This is a genomic window from Erythrobacter sp. JB1-4, from assembly GCF_057365025.1.
In genome coordinates, this window is record NZ_CP200292.1 from 2210675 (window position 1) to 2236099 (window position 25425).

At 56.4% G+C, this 25425-nt stretch carries 18 protein-coding genes; 12 read left to right on the plus strand and 6 right to left on the minus strand.

Annotation, left to right across the window (positions count from 1 at the left end; all coding sequences use genetic code 11):
* Positions 1–163: 163 nt before the first annotated feature.
* Both AC0V61_RS10240 and AC0V61_RS10245 read left to right on the plus strand, forming a co-directional pair.
* Entirely contained in the window at positions 164–1123 is a 960-nt protein-coding gene (locus tag AC0V61_RS10240; RefSeq protein WP_486157215.1) for a tetratricopeptide repeat protein, read from the plus strand.
* 174 nt (positions 1124–1297) lie between these two features.
* Positions 1298–3016, plus strand: a complete 1719-nt coding sequence (locus tag AC0V61_RS10245; RefSeq protein ID WP_486157217.1) for a S41 family peptidase — start codon at positions 1298–1300, stop codon at positions 3014–3016.
* A 142-nt stretch (positions 3017–3158) separates the two neighbouring features.
* Here the strand turns inward: AC0V61_RS10245 and AC0V61_RS10250 are convergent, their stop codons facing one another.
* Together AC0V61_RS10250 and gdhA are read right to left on the minus strand one after the other, a co-directional pair.
* A complete protein-coding gene (locus AC0V61_RS10250; RefSeq protein WP_486157219.1) occupies positions 3159–3371 on the minus strand; it encodes a cold-shock protein in 213 nt (70 codons plus the stop codon).
* A 323-nt stretch (positions 3372–3694) separates the two neighbouring features.
* Positions 3695–5047 carry an NADP-specific glutamate dehydrogenase gene (gene gdhA / locus AC0V61_RS10255; protein WP_486157221.1) on the minus strand — a complete coding sequence of 451 codons (1353 nt, stop codon included), beginning with the start codon at positions 5045–5047 and terminating at the stop codon, positions 3695–3697.
* Between the two features lie 315 nt (positions 5048–5362).
* Between gdhA and AC0V61_RS10260 the strand changes: the two genes are divergently transcribed.
* The 3 genes from AC0V61_RS10260 (at position 5363) to AC0V61_RS10270 (ending at position 12161) form a co-directional block, all read left to right on the plus strand.
* Complete coding sequence (locus AC0V61_RS10260; protein ID WP_486157223.1) at positions 5363–7090, plus strand: BCCT family transporter; 1728 nt, start codon at positions 5363–5365, stop codon at positions 7088–7090.
* A 371-nt stretch (positions 7091–7461) separates the two neighbouring features.
* The gene (locus AC0V61_RS10265) at positions 7462–10116 is read left to right on the plus strand and encodes a TonB-dependent receptor (RefSeq protein ID WP_486157225.1); all 2655 of its coding nucleotides are present in this window, start codon (positions 7462–7464) and stop codon (positions 10114–10116) included.
* Positions 10117–10187: 71 nt separating this feature from the next.
* A complete protein-coding gene (locus tag AC0V61_RS10270) occupies positions 10188–12161 on the plus strand; it encodes a tetratricopeptide repeat-containing sulfotransferase family protein (RefSeq protein WP_486157227.1) in 1974 nt (657 codons plus the stop codon).
* Between the two features lie 203 nt (positions 12162–12364).
* Here AC0V61_RS10270 and AC0V61_RS10275 read toward each other — a convergent pair whose 3' ends face one another.
* Positions 12365–12703: a tRNA-binding protein gene (locus tag AC0V61_RS10275; RefSeq protein WP_486157229.1), complete on the minus strand. Its 339-nt coding sequence runs from the start codon at positions 12701–12703 to the stop codon at positions 12365–12367.
* A gap of 100 nt (positions 12704–12803) precedes the next feature.
* Here AC0V61_RS10275 and AC0V61_RS10280 point away from each other — a divergent pair, with 100 nt between their 5' ends.
* Genes AC0V61_RS10280 through AC0V61_RS10300 form a run of 5 tightly spaced genes read left to right on the plus strand, consistent with a single transcriptional unit; the run spans position 12804 to position 17552 of the window.
* Positions 12804–13283, plus strand: a complete 480-nt coding sequence (locus AC0V61_RS10280) for a (2Fe-2S)-binding protein (RefSeq protein WP_486157231.1) — start codon at positions 12804–12806, stop codon at positions 13281–13283.
* A 3-nt stretch (positions 13284–13286) separates the two neighbouring features.
* Positions 13287–15557 carry a xanthine dehydrogenase family protein molybdopterin-binding subunit gene (locus AC0V61_RS10285; protein ID WP_486157233.1) on the plus strand — a complete coding sequence of 757 codons (2271 nt, stop codon included), beginning with the start codon at positions 13287–13289 and terminating at the stop codon, positions 15555–15557.
* Between the two features lie 39 nt (positions 15558–15596).
* Positions 15597–16052, plus strand: coding sequence for a c-type cytochrome (locus AC0V61_RS10290; protein ID WP_486157235.1), 456 nt, complete (start codon positions 15597–15599; stop codon positions 16050–16052).
* Positions 16053–16062: 10 nt separating this feature from the next.
* Complete coding sequence (locus AC0V61_RS10295; protein ID WP_486157237.1) at positions 16063–17001, plus strand: XdhC family protein; 939 nt, start codon at positions 16063–16065, stop codon at positions 16999–17001.
* Positions 16986–17552 carry a nucleotidyltransferase family protein gene (locus AC0V61_RS10300; protein ID WP_486157239.1) on the plus strand — a complete coding sequence of 189 codons (567 nt, stop codon included), beginning with the start codon at positions 16986–16988 and terminating at the stop codon, positions 17550–17552. The genes AC0V61_RS10295 and AC0V61_RS10300 overlap by 16 nt, the downstream gene beginning before the upstream one ends.
* A gap of 13 nt (positions 17553–17565) precedes the next feature.
* On the opposite strand, the gene AC0V61_RS10305 is transcribed toward AC0V61_RS10300, so the two are convergent.
* The 3 genes from AC0V61_RS10305 to AC0V61_RS10315 are packed head-to-tail and all read right to left on the minus strand — an operon-like array spanning position 17566 to position 21829.
* Positions 17566–19047, minus strand: a complete 1482-nt coding sequence (locus AC0V61_RS10305) for a TolC family protein (protein WP_486157241.1) — start codon at positions 19045–19047, stop codon at positions 17566–17568.
* Positions 19048–19049: 2 nt separating this feature from the next.
* Positions 19050–20126, minus strand: coding sequence for an HlyD family secretion protein (locus tag AC0V61_RS10310; RefSeq protein WP_486157243.1), 1077 nt, complete (start codon positions 20124–20126; stop codon positions 19050–19052).
* On the minus strand, positions 20126–21829 hold the full coding sequence (locus AC0V61_RS10315; RefSeq protein WP_486157245.1) for an ABC transporter transmembrane domain-containing protein: 1704 nt from the start codon (positions 21827–21829) through the stop codon (positions 20126–20128). Before AC0V61_RS10315 ends, AC0V61_RS10310 begins: the two co-directional genes overlap by 1 nt.
* 280 nt (positions 21830–22109) lie before the next feature.
* Between AC0V61_RS10315 and AC0V61_RS10320 the strand changes: the two genes are divergently transcribed.
* Together AC0V61_RS10320 and AC0V61_RS10325 are read left to right on the plus strand one after the other, a co-directional pair.
* Complete coding sequence (locus AC0V61_RS10320) at positions 22110–23231, plus strand: FAD-dependent oxidoreductase (RefSeq protein ID WP_486157246.1); 1122 nt, start codon at positions 22110–22112, stop codon at positions 23229–23231.
* A gap of 45 nt (positions 23232–23276) precedes the next feature.
* On the plus strand, positions 23277–25415 hold the full coding sequence (locus AC0V61_RS10325) for an FAD-dependent oxidoreductase (RefSeq protein WP_486157248.1): 2139 nt from the start codon (positions 23277–23279) through the stop codon (positions 25413–25415).
* Positions 25416–25425 lie beyond the last annotated feature (10 nt).

The following is a 25425-nucleotide window of genomic DNA, read 5'->3' on the forward strand; positions in this document are numbered from 1 at the left end:
AAACAAGTCCGACAATCTATCCCCCCTTTCGGATAGATTACACACTAAGCGCCCTTCCGTGAAGAAAAGCACCTCCCAATGGCACATACAATTGCCGCTTTTGACCGCAGATGCTAGTGCAAAATGCACAGGACTAGTCGAAAACCGTGCAAATGAGGGTGTAATGGGGGAAAATGTGGAAGGCCAATCTGGCGGTAAAGCCGGTTGGGTCTTGCTTGGTGGCGCAGCTTTGCTCGCGATCGCGTCAATTGGTTACAATATGTATGACGGCGGTGCGGGCGAGGCTCCAGCCGAGGTCGTCAGCGCTGGCGCACCCACGATTGCCGAGCTGCGTGAGGCAGCAGAAGCATCAAGCGATGATGCCGCTCCTTGGAGTGAGCTGGGTTTTGCCCATTTTGAGCGGGGTGAATTCGCAGACGCCGTTGAGGCTTATGAGCGTGCGGTTGAGATCGATGACAGTTCAGCCTCGCTTTGGTCTGCGCTGGGCGAAGCACGTGTGATGGCCGTTGATGCCGAGGTTCCGGATGCCGATCCTCTCCCGCCAAGCGCGCTTGAAGCTTTTGCCAAGGCGGTTGAGATTGACAAAAATGATCCGCGCGCCCGCTATTTCATGGCGGTGAAGAAAGACATTGATGGCGATCACCAGGGCGCGATTGATGGGTGGTTTAGCCTTCTCGAAGACACGCCCGTGGGCGCCCCATGGGAGGGCGATGTGGTCCGCACTATTGAGCAAGTTTCGGCTATCAACGAAATCGATGTGAGCGAGCGCTTGTCCAGCGTAATGGCCACGCGCACGCCGGAAATCGCAATTCCGGGTTCTGGCGCGATGGCTGGCGATAACGCTTCTGCCAATGTTCGAGGGCCTACAGCTCAGCAAGTGAACGATGCCCGCCAGATGTCCGCCAGCGATCAGGAAGCGATGATTGCAGGTATGGTGGAAAGTCTCGAGACACGCCTCGAAGGTGATCCGAGCAATCTCGATGGTTGGGTCATGCTTATGCGCAGCCGGATGACATTGGGTGAGACAGGTAAGGCACGCGAAGCGCTTGCGAAAGCGGTTGCAGCTAATCCGGACAATGCCGATGAATTGCGCAGGCAAGCGGCACAATTGGGGATTGAGTGAGGCCGCAAGGCCGTCTGATCAGACAGTCTCGCGCAGGCGCAACCGCAGGCGCAACCAATGCCCACGAGCACTTGCAACGTCCCAGAGCACTTGCAAGTTTCGTGGGCGAAGTTGTAAAATTCTCTCTAGGTGGGATTGGTGACCTGTGCCATCCACTCTACTTGGAGGGTTTCAATGGCACACAAATCTCAAAAACTTGGCTTCGCTTTTGCAGTAAGCCTCGCGTTATGTCTTTCGGCTCAGGCCCCGGCGGGGTTAGCCGCCAAAGAGAGCGCAGCCGAACGTTCTATTGAGACGATTGAAAGCCAAGCGCAGGCGCGGTTCAAATCGGGTGCACATGCAGAGGCCGGGGTCCTTTATGAGGCCATCGCTAACCGAGAAGATGCCCCGAAATGGATGCGCCGCTCAGCCGCCTATGATGCCGCGTGCGCGTACGCCCTTGTAGGGGGACAGAGCGACAAAGCCTTAGACTTGTTAGATTTGGCAGTCGCGCTTGGCTTCATTGATACTTATTCGCTGAAACAAGATACTGATCTTGCCAGCTTGAGAGATGCGCCTCGTTGGGCTGCTATCGAAGAGGCCGTTGCACAAGCGAGCGCAGTGGAAGAAAGGCGTTGGGGCACAGTTTCTACCCGGCCTGCGTATCAAGAGAACTTGCCCGTCGAGGGGAAGTTGGCGGGACTGTCTCTTCTCTGGTCGGAGGCCAAATACAATTTTGCAAACTTTGATCTTGTGCCGGACCTTGATTGGGACGCCGAATATCGCGCGATGATCCCGCGCGTAATGGCCAGCGAAAACACTTATGAGTATTACCGGCTACTCCAAGCATTTGTCGCGAAGCTCGAAGATGGACATGCCAATGTCTATTTTCCAAATGTTGATGAGTTCAATGAGGGACGCTCCAATGTCCCGGCTATCAATTACCGCTATATCGAAGAGCGGCTTATCCTGGATTACGTTGCAGGTGAGGAATTCGATGCCGCAGGCGTCACACGCGGCGATGAAATCATCGCGGTTGACGGGCAGCCTATCCAAGAGTTTGCAGATACGCAGCACCGTCCCTTCGTTAGCGGTTCGAACAAAGCCTACATCGACAGCCGCGTCTATTCGTGGCGCCTTCTCAAGGGCCCGGAAGGCCCTCTCGAACTCACGATCAAGAAGAAGTCAGGTGATATTGTCACCGTTCAATCGCGCCGACCCGATTGGGATACATGGACTGAACTGACCGAAGGCAGAGAAGAGCGAGCACCCAATTTCCGTTGGAAGATGTTGCCGGGGAATATTGCCTATGTAGAGCTCAACTCTTTTGGCAATACAGACGCATCTCAGGGGTTTGCCGATAACTTTGAGGACATATCGAAAGCCGATGGCATCATCTTTGATGTGCGCAAGAACGGCGGGGGCAGCAGCTCTTATGGCTATGATGTGCTGTCCAGACTTACCCAAAAACCCTTTGCGGTCAGTTCATGGAAAACGATGAATTATCGCCCCGCCTTTCGTGCTTGGGGCTATCAAACTGAGAGCTATGCATCCACGGGCAATATGGAACTGCCGAATACCGATCACTATTATGGTGGGCCCGTTGCTGTCCTATCCGGCACGGGCACATTCTCGGCAGCGGAAGATTTCTTAGTGGCCTTTGATGTTATGGAACGCGGTCCCATCATCGGACAGGCCAGCGGCGGCAGCACGGGCCAACCGCTTGGGTTTTACTTACCCGGCGGCGGGATAGGCCGGGTCACGACAAAGCGTGATACCTATCCAGATGGATCAGACTTTGTCGGGCCCGGAGTGCAGCCTGATACTCTGGCACCACCGACTGTTAAGGCCTTCATTGAGCGGCGCGATTTGGCCCTTGAAGCAGCTATCCGATATTTTTCCGAATTGGACTGAATTGACTGCGTCTGGTTGCCGCTTGCGTCGTAGGCGTAATATACAGTTTCCAGTAACCTTCAGCCACAATGACACAAAAAAGGGGCGCCTCCCGCGAAGGAAGCGCCCCTTTTATCGTTCGCTGTAAAGCGCGGCTGTATGCTTAGTCAGCAGCCGACAGGTTCACGGCGCTTTCTTTGCCATTGCGGCCTGTTTCAACTTCATAGTTCACGCGCTGATCTTTCTCGAGCGTTTGCATGCCTGCAGCTTGCACGGCGCTGATGTGGACGAAGCTGTCGTTTGAGCCATCTTCAGGCTGGATAAAACCATAGCCTTTGTCGGTGTTAAAGAACTTTACTGTTCCAGTCATGCTCATGGTGGTTCCTTTCAAGAACGCTAAAATTGCCTCGCTGCGACATGCAGCGTGGTCGTGCTTAAAATCGTTTGATGAAAGGAAGTCGTCGTCTGGTTTGCGCATCAGTCCCAAAGGTCCAAGCGCGGTATTCAAATGTCGAAGTCCGTCGCATTGTTCGACGTCAGCCTTCGTGCAGTAGCAGTTTGCGGGCAAAGCTCCTAACACTCATTTGGTTTTGGCCCAAATTAGGGGCGCGCACGCCCGTCAAAAGGATATGTGCCAGACAGAAAAAAGGGCGCTCCCCCGCAGGAAGCGCCCCCTTTTGGCTCTAACGAGGGCGTCGCTTAGACCACACCAAACGCCAGCATCGCATCGGCGACTTTTTTGAAGCCTGCAATATTCGCGCCTTTAACATAGTCGACATAGCCATCGCCTTGGTCGCCATATTCGGTGCATTTCTCGTGGATGCCAGCCATCAGATCGGTCAGCATGTCGCCAAGACGCTCTTGGTTCCAACTGATGCGCTCTGAGTTTTGGCTCATTTCGAGACCAGAGACCGCGACGCCCCCGGCGTTTGCCGCTTTACCCGGACCGTACATGATCTTGGCATCGTGGAAGACCTTCACGCCTTCAAGCGTCGTTGGCATATTCGCGCCTTCGGAAACGCCCTTACAGCCGTTGGAGACAAGCGATTTCGCTTCGTCTTCGTTGAGCTCGTTCTGGGTCGCACACGGCAGAGCGAGGTCTGCGGCAACACCCCAAGGACGGCCCTCGTGGAAGGTTGCGCCGGAGAACTCGTCGGCATATTCGCTGATCCGGCCGCGTTTGACGGTCTTGAGGTGCTTCACCCAGTCGATCTTTTCCTGATCAATTCCGTCTGGATCGTGGATATAGCCGCCGGAATCTGACAGAGTCAGAACCTTGCCGCCCAATTGTACGATCTTCTCGGCTGCGTGTGTCGCCACGTTTCCTGAGCCTGAGATAACAGCGGTATGCCCTTCAACATCAGAGCCTGCATGCTTGAGCATGTTTTGCAGGAAGTACACCGCGCCATAACCGGTTGCCTCCGGGCGCATTTGCGAGCCACCATATTCCTGACCTTTGCCGGTGAGAACACCTTCCCAGCGATTGGTGAGGCGCTTGTACTGACCAAACATATAGCCAATTTCGCGCCCGCCAACGCCGATGTCGCCTGCGGGAACGTCGGTGTTGGGGCCAATGTGGCGATAAAGCTCTGACATAAAGCTTTGGCAGAAACGCATCACTTCGGCGTCAGACTTACCTTTAGGGTTGAAGTTTGCGCCACCTTTACCGCCGCCCATGGGCAGACCGGTCAGTGAGTTTTTGAAGGTTTGTTCGAACGCCAAGAACTTCAAAACGCTTTCGGTCACCGATGGGTGGAAGCGAATGCCGCCTTTATACGGGCCGATTGCGTTGTTATTTTGCACACGCCAGCCGCGCTGAACGCGGACATTGTGATTGTCATCTTCCCAGCAAACGCGGAAAGAGATAATACGATCAGGCTCTGCGATACGGCGCAGGATTTGCGCCTCGTGATATTCGACCTTATCGGCCATGAATTCAAAGATGTCTTGAGCAACTTCATGAACCGCTTGGACAAACTCTGGCTGTCCCGGATTGCGCTTTTGCACGCCAGACATGAATTGTTCGAGATTTACGTGGTCAGAAACCGGCATTGTGAAACTCCCCCTTAATGAGTACAATGTTTGATATCGTGCGACCGCTTTTTGATTGTAGCGTGAACGCTCTATCCTCCGAAAGTGCATTGCGCGCAAGTGTAAGGATGCACATCGGTGCTTTCCCTTGGAGAGCGGTGTCGCTTTATAGGACTGCGCTTGTCCCCGAGGGTTGCAAAGCGAGGGGTAAGGCCTGTAGGCAAGACAGCGAAGCAAGCGTGCCCCAAAGAGAGGCGCGCGGCTGGGCGTCATAGGTAGGCTGTCCGGCAGGAACCGGGCCTCACTTTCATTGGCCTAAGCGCGGACGCATTTTTCATGAGCAGCCAGAGTGCTGAAACACCCAATACCGGTGATGCCCCCATTGATCCTCCTTTGGTGGAACTCGACATAGATACCCATGACAAGGGATTTTATGACGGGTTCAGCCGCGAGGTTACGATCCCTGCAAAGATCATTGTCTCGCTTATTATTATGTGGGCGATATTCTTCCCGGTGAACGCGATGGAGACATTGGCGCTCGCCAATTCGACCATCATCAGCGCCTTTAGCGGCTGGTATGTTTACCTCGTCGCTTTTCTAGTGATTTGCAGCGCGGTGCTGGTTTTGGTGCCCAAAATCGGTTCTTTGCGCATTGGTGCACCGGGCGAGGAGCCAGAATTTTCGCGCGCCTCGTGGTTCTCTATGCTGTTTGGTGCAGGGATCGGCATTGGCATGCTGACCTTCTCCACCGGAGAGCCTCTCGCGCACTTCACCAACAACCCGGACATTATTCGCGGCACTATCGAAGCACGCTCGGCGGAAGCTGTGCGGCCCGCGTATATCTACACCTTCCTGCATTGGGGTTTTGGTGCTTGGTGCACCTATGCGCTTGTGGGGCTTGGCATTGGTTATGTCGCGCACCGGCGGGGCCTCCCGCTCACTATTCGCTCCAGCCTTGCACCGCTGTTTGGTGAGCGCATGTCGGGCCTGCCGGGACACGCGGTCGACGTTGTTGCCGTTGTGGCGACGATTTTGGGCGTCTCATATACGCTCGCCTTCGGGGTTCAGCAGTTTGTAGCGGGGCTTTACCGGATCGGTTTTGGCGACTGGTTGATGGTTGAGACAGCCGACGGCGGCCTTACCGCGTCGACCATGGCGATTATTACAGCGCTCCTCGTTTTGGTCGGGGCATCCACCGTAAGTGCGCTTTCGGGCGTAGGGCGCGGGATCAAATGGCTCTCTAATATCAATATGGCGCTATCCTTCGGACTGCTTGCTCTCTTCGCGATTGTAGGCTCGGGCCTTTATGGCTTGCAGCTTCTGGGGACCGCGACATTTGATTATATCGTCAACTTGCCTGCGCAATCGCTCACCTTGTTCCAGGACGATGGGAGCGAGACGGGCGGCGCGCTTGTCGATTGGCAGCTGGGCTGGACCGTCATGTATTGGGCGTGGTGGATCGCCTTTGCGCCTTTCGTAGGCATGTTCATCGCCCGCATTTCGCGCGGGCGCACGATCCGCGAATATGTGCTGGGCGTGGCTCTCGTCCCATCGCTCATGTGCTTTATCTGGATGGCGCTTGTGGGCGGGACCGCGATTGATTTGGAGCTTTCCGGTGTCGCTGGCGGAGCGATTGTCGATGCGCCAATGGCCGATCAGCTTTTCGCAACGCTCGCTTTGCTGCTTGAGCCTAGCACAGCAGCATTTGTGTCAGGCCTCGTGGTAATCTTGCTCATGACCTACCTTATCACCTCCGCCGATAGCGCTATTTTGATCGTCAACACGATCAATGGGGCGGGCGATAATGAGGGCGCGCGCCGGTATCACATCCTTTTCTGGGGCACGGCTCTGGCATTTGTGGTGGGGTCAATGCTGATCCTTGGCGGGATTGAGGCCATTCGTATCACTATGATTATCGGTGCTTTGCCGTTCTCGCTTGTGCTTGCGGCCATGTGCGCATCGATCATTAAAGCGGTTGTCTTTGACCTTATTCGCAAAAAGCATGGGGTTCCGACCACGCAAGAGGCCTGCGAGAACTGGGATGGTGAAGCCATCCCGCGCTGAGGACTTTGTGCAACACTTCGGAGATTGAAATATTCGCTATTCTATACAGAATAGAGCATTTGAAAATCCAAGCATGAAGCGCATTACTTATAAAAGTCATTTCGTAAAATCCCTAATGATGATGAACAGAATTACGAGTACATGAAGTTTTCATGATCTAGATTTACATTGTTGTTTCAATGCAACACATCTTCGTAGCTTTGAAAAATGCTGGCGTGCGCTGTGGTCAGCGTGGTGTGCTCTTGTTACCTGCCCTTCCAGCGCGCCCCGCAATTTGCATTTTCGCGAATTTCGTTGAGCGCGCTGTCCCTGGATGAGCTGGCGCGTCTTTTGCGCCGCACCCCCCATCCGCAGGTCAAGAGGAACACATAATGAGAACCCTAATAGCTGGCGCGTCGCTTGGCGCGTTGGCGGTCGCAATCGCATCACCTGCCGCAGCCCAAGACGCTGACACTACGGCAGCAGAAGACCGCCAAGGCGGCGTCAATACAATCATCGTCACCGCGCAGCGTCGCAGTGAAGACCTGCAAGATGTGCCAATCTCTGTCTCTGCCATCGGCGAAGAGCAGCTTGATGAGCTGAACATCGACACATTCGAAGATTATCTCGACCAGATCCCGTCTGTCACAGCAGGCGGCAATGGTCCGGGCCAAAGCACGATCTACATTCGCGGCCTTGCGTCGACCACGCCAAACATCACCGTTGCAGGTGTGGCAGGGCTCGCCCCGAACGTGGCGCTCTATCTGAATGATCAACCGCTTTCACAGCCTGGCCGTAACCTTGACGTATACGCAGCCGACTTGGCGCGGATCGAGGTTCTTTCAGGTCCACAAGGCACGCTGTTTGGCGCAAGTTCGCAAGCAGGCGTTGTGCGTCTTATCACTAACAAGCCTGACCTCTCCGGTTTCTCGGCAAAGTCGTCTGCTGGCGTCTCATTCACCAAAGGTGGTGAAGCGAGCTACCAGGGTGAGTTCATGATCAACGTGCCTGTGACGGACACATTTGGTCTTCGCGGTGTCGCGTACCTTGATGACCAAGGCGGCTATATCGACAATGTGGCTGGCACACGCGATCTCACCGAGAGCGCGCGTTTCCGCCCAGAAGGTTTCGTACGTGAAAACGGCGTTCCGGTTTCTGCCGTTCGTGCTGGTTTCCAGTCGGGCGCAGATCTTTCCGGCGTGACGTTCTTGCAAGCTGATAATGCTGGCCTTGCGCAGGACAATTTCAACGACACCACCTATGCTGGTTTCCGGGTTAGTGCGCTTTGGGAAGTTACTCCCGATTGGACTGTGAATGTCTCTCACCAGCGTCAAAGCCTTGAATCGGACGGCGTGTTCTTCGCTGATCCAGAGCTTGGTGGTCTTGGCGATCTTGAGATTGAACGTTTTGAAGAAGACCGTCTCGAAGACGATTTCTCAAATACCAGCTGGACCGTGGAAGGCCGCATCGGTTGGCTCGATGTGATCTACACCGGCGCTTACACCGACCGTGAAAGCGACCAGCGCGCGGATTACACCGATTACCTGTTTGCAGGGCAATATCTGCCGTATTACATCTGTGATGGATCAGTGACTTATCCTGGCGCAGGTGTTGCACCGAGCGGTACTTGTCAGGCACCAAACCTGTTTGTGAACTCCTTCTCGAAGACAGAAGTGTTTACGCAAGAGCTGCGTTTCTCGACACCTGATGACTGGCGCGTAAGCTTCCAAGGTGGTGCGTTCTATTCAGACCTCAGCCTCGAAGAGCGCGTGGACTTTGCCTATCCGAACAACGTTCTGGCAAACCCGTTTGGTCCGTTTGCGGAAAACTTCCCGCAGACTACCGGCTTCTTCTCTGATCCGGGACCGTTCCCGGCATCGACAATCTTCCGTAACGATATTCGCCGTACGGATGAGCAGTTTGGCATCTTTGGTGAAGCCAACTTTGATGTCATCCCCGACTTGCTCGCAGTGACATTCGGCGCGCGTTATTACGATGTGGAAGTGGACTTTGAAGGGTCTGCGAACGGTTCGTTCTGTAACTCGGGCGCGGCGACTGATGCGAATGCCTTTGGCACCAATATCAGCGACCTCTACGACGGCGACGGTGTGTTCACTTTCATCGGATCGTGTGACGCGTCTTTGCGTCAAACCTTCGATCTCAATGACAGCCTAGCAGACATTCAAGCAGCGGGGCTTTCGGAAGCCCAAGCGACGCAGGTCTTCAACGCCATTCGCGCACCTGATGTAGCAGAAACAAGCGGCGTGATCTTCAAGGGTACGGTCACTTTAACGCCGACACCCGATATGTTGTTCTACGCGACATATTCGGAAGGCTTCCGTCCCGGCTTCCTCAACCGTCCCGGCGGCGCTGTGGGTGCTGGAGGATTTGTGGTGCCGTTCGAGCTCGAAACCGATGAGGTGAAAAACTACGAACTGGGCTGGAAACTTGACCTTCTGGACGGTCAATTCCGTTGGAACGGTTCGGCCTTCTTCGTGGATATTCAAAACCTGCAAACGCAGATTTTCGATCCCTCGATCACCAACCTGTTCTTCTCGTCAAACGCTGCAGATGCAGAGATTTACGGGATTGAATCGGACTTTACCGTTGCACCATATGCGACACCGGGTCTGACCTTTGCAGGGGCGTTTTCGATCCTCGATACCGAGATCACAGAAATCCTCATCCCGACCCAAGACGTGATCCTGGGAAGCGACCTTGCTTATGCGCCAAGCTTCCAAGGTAATATTCGCGCTCGTTATGAGTGGGATGTGTCGGACACGCTTGAGGCGTTTATTCAGCCGCAGGCGACATATTCGGCCTCAAAGCAAACCGACATCATCGCGATCAACAATATCCAATTGGACAGCTACACAACCTTCGATCTGTCGATGGGCGTGAAAGCGGACCAGTGGGCATTTGAGATCTTCGGTGAGAACCTCAGCGATGAGCGCGCTGAAGTTTCCGGCATCTTCGGCAATGACCGTGAGCGTATCATCACGAACCGTCCATTGACGGTGGGTATGCGCGTTTCGTTCGACTATTAATCGAACGCATCCAATCAAGCGGCGGGAGTGGCAGTGTTCACTCCCGCCGTTTTGCTGTCTAAGGCAGACCTATGAGCCGCACAGAGCAACTCCAGTCCGCACAAAAGTCCCTTCAAGCTGGTCAGTTTGAGGCTGGGTTAGATGGGGCGAAGGCGCTTCTTGCCGAGAGTCCATCGGATGGTGAGGCGCTCTATATGGCGGCGGTGGCGTGCCGGTATTTGAAGCGGTTTGAAGAGGCAGGCTCGCACCTCACCGCGCTGCATTCCGCCATGCCTGAATATGGCCGCGCGTGGCAGGAGCAGGGGCATTTGGCCTTGGCGCGGGGCGATAATGCTGGTGCATTGGCAGCGTTTACCCGGGCCACTCGGTTTAACCCGGCATTGGAGGCAAGCTGGCGCGAACAGTCGCGTTTGGAAGCTGCTTCTGGCCGCACGGCTGAGGCGAATGCGGCCCGCGCTCAGCAAGAACGGATTGCGCGGCTCCCGCGTGAGTTGGTTGCGGTCACCAATCACTTGGCCGAAGGGCGCATTGCGCGCGCCGAGGAGATTTGCCGCCATTATCTGCGCACCCATCCTGCCCGCGATGCAGCGCATATCGAAGGGATGCGCCTGCTTGCCAAAATCGGGATTGAATTGGGCGTCTTGGATGATGCTGAATTCCTTCTTGAAAGCGCGGTGGAATTTGCGCCAGATGATGTGCAATTGCGGCTCGACTACATCGATGCGCTACGCCGCCGTCAGAAGTCGGCCGAGGCGCTGGAGCAGGCCGAACTCCTTATCAAACGCGATCCCGGCAGCCCCGTTTTCCAATCCCGCCTTGCAATCGAGCGTATTCAAATGGGTGACTATGACGGCGGGCTCGCTCTGTTTGACGAAGTGCTCAAAAAGCTGCCCGGAGACCCTGCCAGCCTCACCAGCCGCGGCCATGCTCTGAAAACCAAGGGCGACCGCAGCGAGGCTGAGGCAAGCTACCGCGCTGCCATCAAGGCAAAGCCCGATCACGGCGATGCCTATTATGCGCTCGCCAATCTCAAGACTTACCGTTTTGAGCCTTCCGAAATCGCCGCAATGCGCGCGCAGGTTGAGCGCAGCGACCTCGCTTTCATGGACCGCGTCCACCTCCACTTTGCGCTTGCCAAGGCTTGTGAAGATGAACGCGATTATGAAGCCGCCTTCCATCATTACGACGCTGGCAACAGCCTCAAACGCGCGCAAACCCGCTACAAGGCTGAGGCGATGAGCGCCGAGCTTGCCAAGCAGAAAGAGCAATGCACGCCCGAGCTTTTCGCCAAGCATGAAGGCCGCGGCCATGATGCGCCTGATCCCATATTCATCCTCGGCCTCCCGCGCGCAGGCTCGACCCTTCTTGAGCAAATCCTAGCAAGCCACAGCCAGATCGACGGCACGCTGGAGCTGCCCAATATCCTCGCGCTTGCCCACCGCCTTCGAGGGCGTAAAGCAGGGCAGTCATTGTACCCGGCTGTGCTGCATGATCTCACAGCGGAGCAGCTCGAAAAATTCGGCGTGGATTTCATCGAGAATACCCGCATCCATCGGCAGGGCGCGCCTTTCTTCATCGACAAAATGCCGAACAATTTCCGGCACATTGGCCTCATCCATCTGATCCTGCCCAACGCCAAGATCATCGATGCGCGGCGTGCGCCGTTGGATTGCTGTTTCTCCGGCTTCAAACAGCTTTTTGCCGAGGGCCAGGAGTTCACTTACGGCCTTCACGAAGTGGGCCAATATTACGCCGATTATGTCGATTTGATGGACCATTGGGACACCGTGCTCCCCGGCAAAGTCCTGCGTGTTCAACATGAGGATGTCCTTGACGATCTCGAAGGGCAAACCCGGCGGATGCTCGACTTCCTTGGCGTGCCCTTCGAAGAGCAATGCCTCGCCTTTCATAAAACAGACCGAGCGGTGCGAACGGCGTCGTCAGAGCAAGTGCGCCAGCCGATCAACCGGAAAGGTCAGGATGCATGGAAGCCGTTTGAGCCATGGCTTGATCCGTTAAAGGACGCGCTTGAAGGGCATCTTTAAGGCCGGTCGATATTTGCAAAAGGTGACACATGTGTCACCTTTTTCCTACATGAAAATCAGATAAACTAAGCGATTTCAACGCTTTACCGTGTTGGAATAAAGTGACACCTTGCTCACAGAGTTTCACGCGAGAGTTCGATTTTGAAAGAGCCGCAGCCATCTTGCCCAGCGCCACAGATGTAGGAAAGCACTTTCACCTCCCCTTACATCAACCGCTTGCCCTTTGGCACGGCTCCATCAGGGGCGGCCAGCACGATTGCCCCATCCGCATCCTCAAACCCCAGCACCAAAACCTCGCTCATAAACGGCCCAATCTGGCGCGCTGGAAAGTTCACAACGGCCATAATTGTGCGGCCCACAAGCTGCTCTGGGGTGTAGTGGACGGTAATCTGCGCTGAGCTTTTCTTGACGCCCAGCTCCTCACCAAAATCGACCCAGAGTTTGATCGCGGGCTTGCGCGCTTCGGGAAACGGCTCTGCCTGCACGATTTCACCAGTGCGGATATCGACTTTGAGAAAATCATCGAACGAAATTTCAGCCACTGATTGCCCCTTGAATATTGCGAGTCGTTCGCGCTTTGCGTTCGAAGCTCGTGACGATAGATTGCGAATAACAACTTAGCAAAAGCGAGAGAGACAAGCTTTGGCAAATTTCATCCTCAATGGGCAGCCCGTCAGCATCGATGCTGAACCCGAAATGCCACTTCTTTGGGCAGTGCGCGAGAAAGCGGGGCTGGTCGGCACCAAATTCGGATGTGGTATCGCCCAATGCGGGGCCTGTACCATGCATTTGGATGGAAAGCCGGTGCGCTCGTGTTCAACGCCGGTCAGCATGGCGGAAGGGCGCGAGGTTACCACCATCGAGGGGGTCGGCGGTGAGGACGGCGCAATGTCGGCGGTTCAAGCCGCTTGGATCAGCGAGCAGGTGCCCCAATGCGGTTATTGCCAGTCGGGCCAGATCATGAGCGCCACTGCGCTTCTTCGCGACAATCCATCGCCTACTGATGCGGATATCGATGAGGCGATGAAGGGCAATATCTGCCGCTGCGGCACATACACCCGCATTCGCCGCGCGATCAAAGTGGCAAGCGGTCAGGCTCAGCCGCGCGAAGAGGAGGCATAGGCCATGAACGATATGTCTCCTGAAACGCCAGAGAACGCGAAAAAAGAACGCTCAAAGCTCGCCAAGTGGAGCCGCCGCGGATTTATCGGGGCCGGTGTGCTTGCCGGTGGCGGTCTGCTGATCGGCATTGGCGTTCGTCCGGGCAACCCTATTGGTTCGCTTGCGTCGAAGGTCGCGGGCGGTGAGGGCGAGCAACTCGTCAACAGCTGGGTCAAAATCGACACTAACAACATCATCACCGCCATCGTCCCCCACTGTGAAATGGGGCAGGGTGCACACTCGGTCCTTGCTCAAATGCTTGCTGACGAACTTGATGCCGACTGGGCAAATGTGCGCGTTATGCAAGCGCCCGCTGATGGCTCTTACGTCGTGACCGATACAGCGCGCATGTTTGTGGCGCCTTTCACGATGAATGCCGCCGATTGGATTGAGCCGACTTGGAATGGCCTGTTCACACAGGTCGCGCGCATGGCGGATGCTTTGATCACGGGCGGCTCCTCCTCGATCCGCACCACGGGTCAAAATTCCATGCGCATCGCAGGGGCTGCTGCACGCGGGATGCTGGTATCTGCCGCAGCCGAAGAATGGGGCGTTCCCGCCAGCGAAATTACCACCAAGGACAGCGTCCTCTTCCACAAAGCCTCTGGCAAATCTGGGAAATACGCTGACTTTGCGACCCAAGCGGCCGATCAGCCGATGGACCAAACGCCGACGCTCAAAACGCCTGATCAATATCGCCTGATGGGCAAAAGCAAAGCGCGCACAGACATCCCTGCAAAGATCAATGGGACGGCGGAATTTGGCATTGATGCGGTGCCAAATGACCTTGAATTGTCCTACGCTGCCACTGTGCGCCCACCTGTTCCCGGCACCACAGTGGTGAGCATGGATGCGTCGCGTGCTCGCGACATGAAAGGCGTGCTGCAAATCCTCAACATGGGCGATTTTGTGGCGGTTGTGGCAGATAGCTATTGGCAAGCTCAGCAGGCGATGAACACGGTTCAGATCGAGTGGAGCCAGTCGGACAGCCCGATTAAAACCATGGACGATCAATTCGCAGCTTTTGCAGCGGCTCTTGATGAAGCGGGCGATACAGGCGGCGATCAAGCAGCGGCAAAAGGCGATGCAGCCGCTGCACTTGGATCGGCGGCAAAGACGATCAAGGCGCAGTATTCCGTGCCTTACCTCGCGCACTCACCGATGGAGCCTTTGAACTGCACCGCGCATGTGAAGGATGGCAAATGCGACCTTTGGGCAAGCACACAGGTGCCTTTGATGGCGCGCAGCGGGGTTGCTGCGACCCTTGGATTTGCCGCCGATAATGTGATTATGCATCAGGCCTATCTTGGCGGTGCTTTTGGACGTCGTCTTGGCGTGGACGAGCTTGCAATGGCGGCGCGTGTGGCTCTTGCGACAGGCTATCCGGTGAAGGTTATTTGGAGCCGCGAGGAGGATACGCAAAAAGCGCTTTACCGCTGTGCTGATACGGCGCGCATGCAGGCAGGGATTGATGAGGACGGCAAGCTTGTTGCCTTCGACCACCTCTTCACACAGCGCCACGATCCAGCCGAAGCTTGCGTGCCTGCAATGTATGACATTGCGAACACGAGCGTCCGAGTGGCCCCCGCCGATCTGCATCTGCCGTTTCAGGCATGGCGCTCGGTCGACCATTCACAGCAGGGTTTCTTCATTGAGAGCTTCATTGATGAGGCCGCGCATGAGGCAGGCAAAGACCCGCTCGAATTCCGTAAGGAAATGCTAAAAGGCTCACCGCGCCATGTGGCGATGCTCGAAAAAGTCGCTGAGATGAGCAATTGGAGCGGTGGCAAAGACGGCGGAACAACCGCCAAGGGTGTCGCCATGGTTGAAAGCTTTGGCACTATTGTTGCCGAAGTGATCGAGGTCGATATGGCCTCTGGCAAACCCAAGCTCGTCAACGCCTGGGCGGTTTGCGATGCGGGCTATGTGATGAACCCGGATGGCTTTAAAAACCAGATCGAGGGCGGCATCATCTTTGGCCTGACCGCTGCCATGTACGGCGAGTTGGACCTTAAAGACGGCGCAATCGTGCAGAGCAATTTCCACGACTATAAGATGCTGCGGATGGATGAGGTGCCCATTATTGAGGTCGCTCTCATCAATTCAGGCGATGTGCCGATCGGCGGGGCAGGGGAGCCGGGCCTGCCACCTGCTGCACCTGCGTTTACCAATGCCATCTTTGCTGCAACCGGTAAGCGCGTGCGCACCCTGCCGGTGGCCAAGCAATTTGCATAAAGAGAATATGAAAGAGGGTCGGTAAGAGGGGTGATGGGGATGCGTAACTCGGCGTTGGGCGGTGTGTGCCTTTTGACGGTAATGGTCACAGCTTGCGGGTCATCAGAACCACCCGAAGTGGTCGAACAAATCGTCGTGCGTGAACGCGGCGCACCCCAGCCGGTGGCCGCAGCCAGCGGCGCAGTTGATCTGGTGGCCTTGGGCGAAGACACATTCCAAACCTGCACCGGATGCCATTCAATTGATCCTAATGGTCGCTCGGCGGCGGGCCCCAATCTTTACGGGGTTATGGGACGCAAGGCCGGCAGCCTTGAGGGATACGACTTTTCCGATGCCTTTGCCGCCTCTAACATCACCTGGGATGAGGCCAGTCTCGACGGCTTTCTCGCCGATCCCCAAGGCTATATGCCCGGCAGCGAGATGCTTGCAGGCGCAGTGCCAGACGACGAAGCGCGGGCTGCGGTCATCGCCTATATCGCTGCGCAAGGCGAATAAGCGCGCATAAGTGGACCTGCCGCAGACCTGCCAGTTCCTGAAAGACGCGAGCGATGCGGGCCTACGCACCGTTCTGGTGACTGTGTGCAGGGTTGAGGGTTCCTCCATGCGCGGCCCCGGCACCATTATGGGCGTGGCCCAGGATGGCAGTTTTGCAGGCTCACTCTCTGGCGGATGCATTGAAAACGCCGTGGTGGCAGAGGCGCTGGACGTGCTGAGCGCGCGAACGCCTCGTCTGGTGCGCTTTGGCGCAGGGTCGCCGTATCTCGATATAAAGCTCCCGTGTGGCGGCGGGCTTGATGTGTCGTTTCATCCGGTTGAAGGCGCGCAGTTTGCCAAAGCTTGCCTTGCATCGATCAAGGCGCGCGCACCCTTTTCTATCACTGCGAACGCTGACGCGGTTGTGCATGTGAGTGAGCGGCACGAGGCACAGTTTGATCCTGCGACCGGTGCATCAACTTTCGGCCACTACCCCGGCCCGCATTTGCAAATCATCGGTCACGGCGCGAGTGTTCAGCAGCTTGCCATCATGGCGCAGACCTTCGGCTGCACTGCGAATGTCCTCACCCCTGATGCGCGCATCATTGATGAGCTGGCAAAGCGCGGTATCGACGCGTCGCTGCTTGAACGCATAAACCAAACCGATCGGCTTGCGTCAGATCCCTGGACCGCAACCGTCTTCCTTTTTCATGACCATGATTGGGAGATTGATTTGATGGAAGCAGCGCTGGCCATGCCGCACTTTTACCTTGGCGCAATGGGCGGGAGGCGCGCACATGCGTTTCGTAAGGGAGCTTTGCAGACGCGCGGTGTTTCGCCAGATCAGATCAGCACAATCCGGGCACCCATTGGCCTGTTCCACTCCTCTCGCGACCCGCACACGCTTGCGCTTTCGACGCTGGGCGAAGTCATCCGCACCTATGAAGAGACATCATGGGACGGCGTTTAGGCGTTGCGCTTTTGGCGGCGGGTGCCTCGCGCCGGTTTGGGCCGCAGGACAAGCTCGCCGCGCAGTTCAAAGGCCGCCCCTTGGGCGAACACGCGGCCCAGGCCATCCCCATTGAACGGTTCGAAAATGCTTGGGTTATCACGAGCGGCCCTCATCACCCTTGCGAGCCGCAATGGCGCGCGCGGCGTTTTGTGCCGCTCATCAACCCCCGGTCCTCTCAAGGCATGGGCACCTCTGTCGCGCTTGCTGCAAGGGCAGCGCAAGAGGCATCGCTCGATGGTTTATTGATTGCTCTTGCCGATATGCCATTTGTGCCAAGGTCGCATTTTGAGGCGTTGATTGAGGAGTGGGACGCGGCCGAACCGATCATCGTCTCGGCCTTGGGCGACACCCGTCTGCCGCCTGCGTTGTTCAGCGCAAAACAGTTTAAAGACTTACAGCAATCACACGGTGACAAGGGAGCGCGGGTTCTTATCGCTCAAGGCCTTGTGGTCCCATGCCCGCCCGAATGGCTCAAGGATATTGATCGCCAAGAGGACCTCGACGACTGATCACCTTTGCACCCTATTCCAAGCCCAGCGCATCCAGGTCCATGGTTGCCGCATTATAGCTCGCCTCTGCGAGCCGTCCGTTGAGATTGGCGCGGATTTGCCGGATTTGCGCGGTCGCAGCGCTTTCTTCGCGAAGGTTCACGAGGAAGAAATCCCCAGCTCCAAGGCTGAACCGGCGGCGTTCTGCGGTGACCATGGTATTGGCTTGCTCGACCTCATTCTCCGCCAAATTCGCAAGTCTTAGTGCTGCGTTTAAATTGGTGAGGATGTTGTCGAGTTCGACCGAAATCTGGTCTGCAATACGGCGCTCGCGAAGTTCAATTTCGCGCAATTCCGCCTCTGCCCGCCTCAACCTGCCCCGCGCCGCGCGGCGCTGTAAGGGCACGCTAAAGGTGACGCCGACCACGGTGTCGGTGGAATCAAAAGTTGAACCGCCATCGCCGATACCGCCGAAATCTCGCGAGAGTTCAGCCTTCAATTGAAGGTCGGGTTGAAGGTCGTTTTCCCGCAGCGCAACCTTGTTTTGCGCGCGTTCCAAGGCAATCTTGAAGTTTTGAAGTTCAGGGCGATTGTCCAGCACATCGCTGCGCTCCATCGCCAAGAGCGCTTGCATATCAGGGAGCCGCGCGAGGACTTGCTCACCGGGCAATTGCGCGCGGGTCGGGGTGATGAGCTCGCCATTTTCCGCGCGTAGGTAATAGCTCAGCGATGTAGCAGCGGTCTGGAAATTGCGCTGTGCCTCGGTCAACAGCGTGCGCCTGCGGATCACGTTTTGCTCGTTTTCAGTCAGCGCAATGCGCGGCGTTGCGCCAGCTTCAAACTGACGTGCCAAACCGATCGCGCGTGCCTCTGCGATTTCGAGAAGCTCTTCATAAACGGCGACCTCTTGCCCAGCGGCAGCCCAATACCAATAGGCCTTCAAAGCCTCATGTTGGACCTTCAATTGCACCAGCAAAACATCGAGCCGGGCCTGATCACTGGCGAGCCTTGTATCCTCGACTTTGAAGCGGCGGCTGTCGATCCGGCGGTCGCGCAGAAGCGATAAAAGCCCGCCGATCTTAAATTCGCCCAATTGATTGGTGTTGTAGATGTTTTCGTAAATCGGGAAGGTGCCATCGGAAAGGCGATAGGTGCCGTAAAGCTCGCCGCCAAACGGGGCGATGGGTTGGCGTGCGCCAACTTGCGCGTATCCTCCGGAAAATGTGCCGGTTACCCTGTCATAGGCCTCGCCCTCAAGGATGAGGTCAAATGCGCCATCGGCTGCCAATTGGTCAGAGCGTGCCGCACTTGCGCGTTCAAAGCTTTCAAGAATGCTGGGGAAGGTGAGGGCAGAAGATCGCAAGACCTCCTCTGGCAACAGCTCGCCTTCTTTAAGCGCCTCTTCGATAGGCTGATCAAGGGCGGTGATATTTTGCGCAGCGAGCGGCGCGCCAGATGTAAGGCAAAGCCATAGAGCCGCAACCAGAGGCGCACCATATTGCACAGGTCGGCGCATGGTTACGCGCCGCTTCCGCTGTTGCCGGGTTGCGCAGCGGCAGTCGTTGTGGATGCACGCGGCACTTGCGGCGGGAAGTTGTTGAGTTGTCGCCACAGCTCAAAGCCAACGGGCACGGTTTCCAAAAGAACCCATGCGCGCACAACCGTACCAAACCGCGCAAAGCGTTCTTCGGGCCACTTCTGCTGTGCGCCCGAATCCTCGGCAATCACCACCCGGAAGCGGCCATCGGGTTGAGCCACTTGATCAACAAGAGCCACGACCCCGGGGAAGGTGCCGATCGCAACAGAGGGCCAGCCGCTGAACTGAACCGCAGGCCAACCTTCAAATTCAACGCGCGCCTCTTCGCCGGGCTGGATCAATGCTACATCGCGGCCATCGACGAATACCTCAACCACCCGTGTTTGCGCCTCGGGCACGAAGGTCGCAAGGACCTGACCGGCGCTAACAAATGTGGCCGCATCGCCTGCGTTAATGCTTTGGATAAAGCCATCTCGCGGAGCAATCACAAGCTGTTCAGACTGGCGCGCAAGATTGGTTTCCGAGCGTGTCAAAGACCCTTGAGCCTCTGCGACCCGGCCGCGCATTTCTTCGACCCGGATCTGCGCCTGTTCGTAATCGCGCCTCGCGGTGAGGCCGGCCTCGAACAATTCGCGCATCCGGCGCAGGTCAATCTGCGCGGTCGCAAGCGCGTTTTGAGCGGTCTGGAGTTGCACTTCAACCTGAGCACGCTCAGCCTCCAGCCGCTGAACCAGATTGCGGTCAATATCGGCAATGCGAACGATAGGATCGCCTTTCTCCACCCGGCTGCCATCAGCGACGAACCATTCATCAATGCGCCCTCCAACCAGAGCGTTGATCTCTTGCTGGCGTTCATTGGGGTTAAGGGTTGTCACCACGCCTTGCCCGGCGGTCGTTTGCACCCAAGGCACATAGATCAAGAATGCAGCGGTGATCGCGATCCCGATAAGCAGGCTCACGAAAACGGTGCGAAAGACGCGCGGTTTGCGCACGGTTTTCAGCGAGGTGAACTTCTCGCGGTCTTTGTCGAGATGCGGCAGATGGACGTTTGCAGCCACTAGCCCTCTCCCACAGCGGTTGCGCTTGGAGCGGGATACAGCAGGCGAGGGCCGGGGCGCGGCCTTTCTGGATCATCGGCTTGCGCTGTAAGAAATTGCTCAAAATCATCAAAGCTGCGCTGTCTGTCCGCTTCGAGATACAAAAATTCATCGAAGCCAAGGTCAGCGCGGCGGCCCGAAAAGTAGATCACAGTGGTGTAGCTTTGATCGCGCAGATTGCTGATTGCGCGTGCAAGGTCGTCTTCTTCCACAAGGTCGAACAATTGGCTCAGCACCAGAATGCGCGGCCTTTCAAGCAGCGCGTTGGCAAGCTTCAATTGCTGCAATTCGACCGCCGACAAAGGCCAGCCGGTGTAAGCGATTGGCGTGTCCAGACCCTTCTCAAGATTGGAGATCGTATCGATCAATCCCACCGTCTCAAGCGCGCCCATCATGCGTTTACTTGCTGTATCTTTGCACGAAAGCGCAAGGTATTCGCGCACAGTCATTCCCACAAAGCTTGGGCGTTCAAGCACATGGATGTCTTTGCGCAAATTATACGCCTCCAAGTCGCTCACATCCACGCCGCCGATGGTGATGAAGCCGCTGTTGATGCGGGTGTGCAGCTTGATCATGCTGGTGAAGAGACGTTGAATGCCGTGGTTGGATGCTCTTGCCATGACCATGGAACCGCTGGCTATTTCGAGATTGAACTCAATCTTTTCGCCGCGTGCAGTGCCACTTGCCCCTTTGAGAACAAGGGTGTGGTCATCGCCTGTCATTTCGGTCGCGGTGCGAGGGGGTTCTTGTTCGACCTCATAGAACAGGGAGATTTCCTCCACTGCTGCACAAAGGTCGTAAAAGTATGTGAGATAGGTGCCAAGCTGCGCGACCCCGAAGAAGGCAACAGACAGCACAAGTTCAGCTGCCACCAATTGGCCCAGCGTCAATTGCCCCTGAATAACCAACCAGCCCCCAAGGCCAAGCAAAGCCGCGCTTGCCAATGCGTAAAGCAGCAGAAAGGCGAGCGTTTGGGAAAAATGGTTGCGGAAGTGGCGGCGGTGCGCGTTCAGATACTCATGCGTGAACTGATCCGTGCGCGCGATAGCGTGGTCAATCCGGCGCTGTGATTTGAAAAAGCCATTCGAGCCTCCCAGCGTCTCAAGCCAATTGGCCGTCTCATGTTTGGCATGGGACAGATCAATTCCAGAGCGCACCGCTCGCGCGCCCCAGACCAGCCAGATCACCCAGATAAGCGCCGACATGACAAGCGTGAAGACAAGGAACAGCGGGTGGTAAAGCGACACGAGCACAAAGCCGACCGCGACTTGCAGCACCACGGAAAAGCCGCTGATAAACAGGGCGGGGATCGCCTTTTGGACGATGATCACATCGAAATAGCGGTTGAACAGTGCAGATGACTTGCGGTCTGCGAAGAAGGGGTCTTGCGCATAGACCGACAGAAGCGAAATTTCAGACACCATCCGTGCATAAAAATGCCGCTGAAACAGCTCCATCAGGTGGATTCTTAGCGCATAAAGCAGGCCAAAAATGACCAAAAGGCCAAACAAGGTCAGCGTCAGCATCACCAAGGGCGCGGCCAATGCGGTGTTAGCGACGGTGTTGACCAAAAACTGAACCGATATCGGCGTGGCAAGCGAAAGCAGGCTGATGCCGATGCCATACACAATTGCCAGACCGTAAAAGCTACGCTCTGGCTTCATGATATCTATGAACGTTTTAAAAAACGTCGGCAGCGATATCTGCGAACCTTTGCTGGGAGCTGCAAGAGCCATGACCGTCCTTATAACCCCTCGCTTAAGAGAAACGCTGGTATCCCCGGCCAGCGCTCATGCGAAATTTGGATGAGTGTTATGTGCAATTTTATAATGACTGAACGCGCAGATGGGCGTTAATGTTCCGAGATCAAATACGGTGTGTTCCGGGCTTTTTCATTGGCGTCTTGGAATAGGCTGTTTGGCGGATGGCACTTGGCTTTGATCCATGTCTGAAAATGGTAGGCACATATTGTTGGTGGGCGGTGGTCACGCGCATGTCGCGGTGCTCGCCGATTGGATTGCCAACGGCCGCCCTTGTGAACGGGCAAGCCTGCTCACCCCGCACCCTTTCCTGCGATATTCGGGCATGGTTCCCGGCTGGATTGCAGGCGAATATTCGCGCGATGAAGGCACTGTCGATGTGGCCGCACTGGCAAAGCGCGCAGGGGTGCAATTTCTTCAAGGCCCGTGCACCGGGGTCGATCCAGAGGCCAAATGGGTCAAGACCGGCGGCGGGCAAGTGATTGAATATGATGTGGTCTCGTTTGACACAGGGGGCGTTGGCCGGGCTGCAAAGGTGCTTGGAAAAGACGCGCGCAAAGAACCAAGGCTCCTCGATATCCGCCCCATTGACCGCTTTGTTGAACGCCTAAAACAGCACGCAAATGCTCGCCGAATTGCTGTCATAGGAGGCGGGGCAGGGGGCGTCGAAATCGCCTTTGCTCTACGCAACCGAGCGGGAGAAGCAGACGCTCCCCGGGTGACGCTCGTGACCGGGGCTGAAGGTGTATTGCCGTCTTTCTCGAACTCCGTTCGCCGCAGGGTCGCAGCGCAGCTTGTCTGCCAGGCCATAAACGTAGTGACCCAAGATGCGCGGCTTGAAGCTGGCAATTTGGTGACGGCCTCAGGCTCTCTCGAACCGCAAGACCTCATCATAACGGCCCTTGGAAGCGGCGCGCCCGAATGGCCAAGAGCCGGAGGATTGGCGGTTGATGAAGCAGGCTTCATCGCGGTGGATCAGCATCAGCGCTCGATCAGCCATGCAAACGTCTTTGCGGTTGGTGATGTGGCCTCTCGCCAAGACCGCAGTGTTGCGCATTCGGGCGTCCATGCGGTGATGGCAGGCCCTCACCTGGCCAAGAACTTGCGCAGCGTGATGCACGGCCGCGCGCCCAGTGCTATCTATCGCCCACGCGCGGCCAGCCTTTATCTCCTATCCACCGCTAATGGGCGTGCCATTTTGAGCTATGGCCTGTTTGCAGGCCAAGGTCGCTGGGTCGCAAAGCTTAAGCGCAGCATCGACAAGCGCTGGATTTCGCAATACGCGTCTTTGGCGAACGGCGTGTAACCGCACCGCTGCGCCTCCCGAATGAGGGGTGAAAAGGGGCATTTTGTGAAAAAACTTCTGATTTTGGCAGCGCTTGCCGCACTGGTTGCAGCCTATTTCTACTTTGGGCTGGGCGATTATCTGACGCTTGAGGGCATGAAGAACGCGGTCGACGACGTGCGCGGGTTTTATGCCGAGAACCAATTGCTGGTGCTCGCCGTTTTCTTCGTCATCTATGTGGGCGTGACCGCTGCATCTTTGCCGGGGGCTGCGATTATGACGCTTGCGGCTGGCGCTTTGTTCGGGCTCGTTTTGGGGACGATCTTTGTGTCGTTTGCCTCTACTCTTGGCGCGACTTTGGCATTTCTCTCCTCGCGCTATGTCCTTCGCGACAGCATTGAGGCGCGCTTTGGCGATCGGCTCAAAACGATCAATGAAGGGCTGGAGCGTGATGGGGCATTTTATCTTTTCACCCTGCGCATGATCCCGGCGATCCCCTTCTTCGTGATCAACCTTGTCATGGGTTTGACGCGCATCAAGACGTGGACCTTTGTATGGGTGAGCCAGATCGGCATGCTTTTGGGCACGGTCGTGTTCGTTTACGCTGGCACCGAACTTGGAAATGTTGCGGACACAGGGCAGATATTGTCGCCAACCCTCTTGGGGGCGTTTCTCCTTCTGGCAATCGTCCCATGGATTGCCAAAGCCATCGTTGGATTGATCCAGCGCCAAAAGGTCTATCGCGGCTTTACGAAACCCAAGAGCTTTGACCGCAATTTGATCATCATCGGCGCGGGTGCTGCGGGTCTAGTGTCGGCGATCATTGGCTCGACCGTCAAAGCCAAGGTGACCTTGGTTGAAAGCCATAAAATGGGCGGGGATTGCCTTAACTTTGGATGCGTGCCGTCCAAAGCGCTGATCAAGGCCGCAAAGGTCGCAGCCCAAATGCGCAATGCCGATAAATACGGGCTTGAGCCCCATGAACCCAAGGTGCCGTTTAAGAAAACCATCGCCCGCGTGATGGAGGCGATCAAGACGATTGAGCCGATGGACAGCCCTGAGCGCTTTGAGGCGATGGGTGTTGATGTGCAGCTGGGCTATGCCACAATCATCGACCCTTGGACGGTTGAGATTGCCCGCAATGATGGGACCACCGTTCGACAGACCACGCGTTCAATCATTATCGCTGCGGGCGCTGCGCCCTTTGTGCCGCCTATTCCCGGGCTTGAGGGATCGGGCTATCTCACCTCCGACACGATGTGGGATGCCTTTGCCCAGATGGATGCACCGCCTAAGCGCGTCGCCATTCTTGGTGGTGGCCCGATTGGTTGTGAGATTTCACAAAGCCTTGCGCGCCTTGGCTCCGATGTCACTCAGATCGAAAGATCGGACCGTGTCCTCGGGCGCGAGGATGCAGAGGTCTGCGAGCTTGCAAAGAGAGCATTGGAAGATGCTGGCGTTTCGGTTCTGACGGGCCACGAGGCGGTCAAGGTCGAAAGCGGAGCAGTTCACGCCAAGCACGAGGACGGCGAAGCCAAAGTGCCGTTTGATGTGCTCATCGTAGCGGTCGGACGCGCCGCGCGGCTCACCGGCTATGGCCTTGAAGAGCTAGGCATCGACACGTCGAAAACCGTCAACACTGACGAATTCCTCGCGACCAAATTCCCCAATATCTATGCATGCGGAGACGTCGCGGGGCCGTACCAATTCACCCATGTTGCGAGCCACCAAGCCTGGTTTGCCAGCGTCAATGCGCTTTTCGGCACGTTCAAGCGGTTCAAGGCGGATTATTCTGTCATCCCTGCCGTTACCTTCCTCGACCCCGAAATTGCGCGGGTTGGCATCAACGAGGCGGAGGCGAGAGAGCAGGGCATTGAATATGATGTGACCGAATATGAGATCGGGGAACTCGACCGAGCGATTGCAGAAAATGAGCGCAAAGGCTTTGTTAAAGTGGTGACCAAAAAGGACAAGGACACGATCCTTGGCGCGACCATCGTAGGGCACAATGCAGGCGAGATGCTGGCGGAATACACGCTCGCGATGAAGCACAAGCTGGGCCTTAATAAGATCCTCGGCACGATCCACCCGTACCCCACCATGGCAGAGGGCAATAAGTTTGCAGCGGGCGAGTGGAAGAAGGCAAGGAAGCCCGAAACTCTGCTCGGCTGGGTTGAGAAATACCATGATTGGCGGCGCGGGTAGGGCTGCGCGG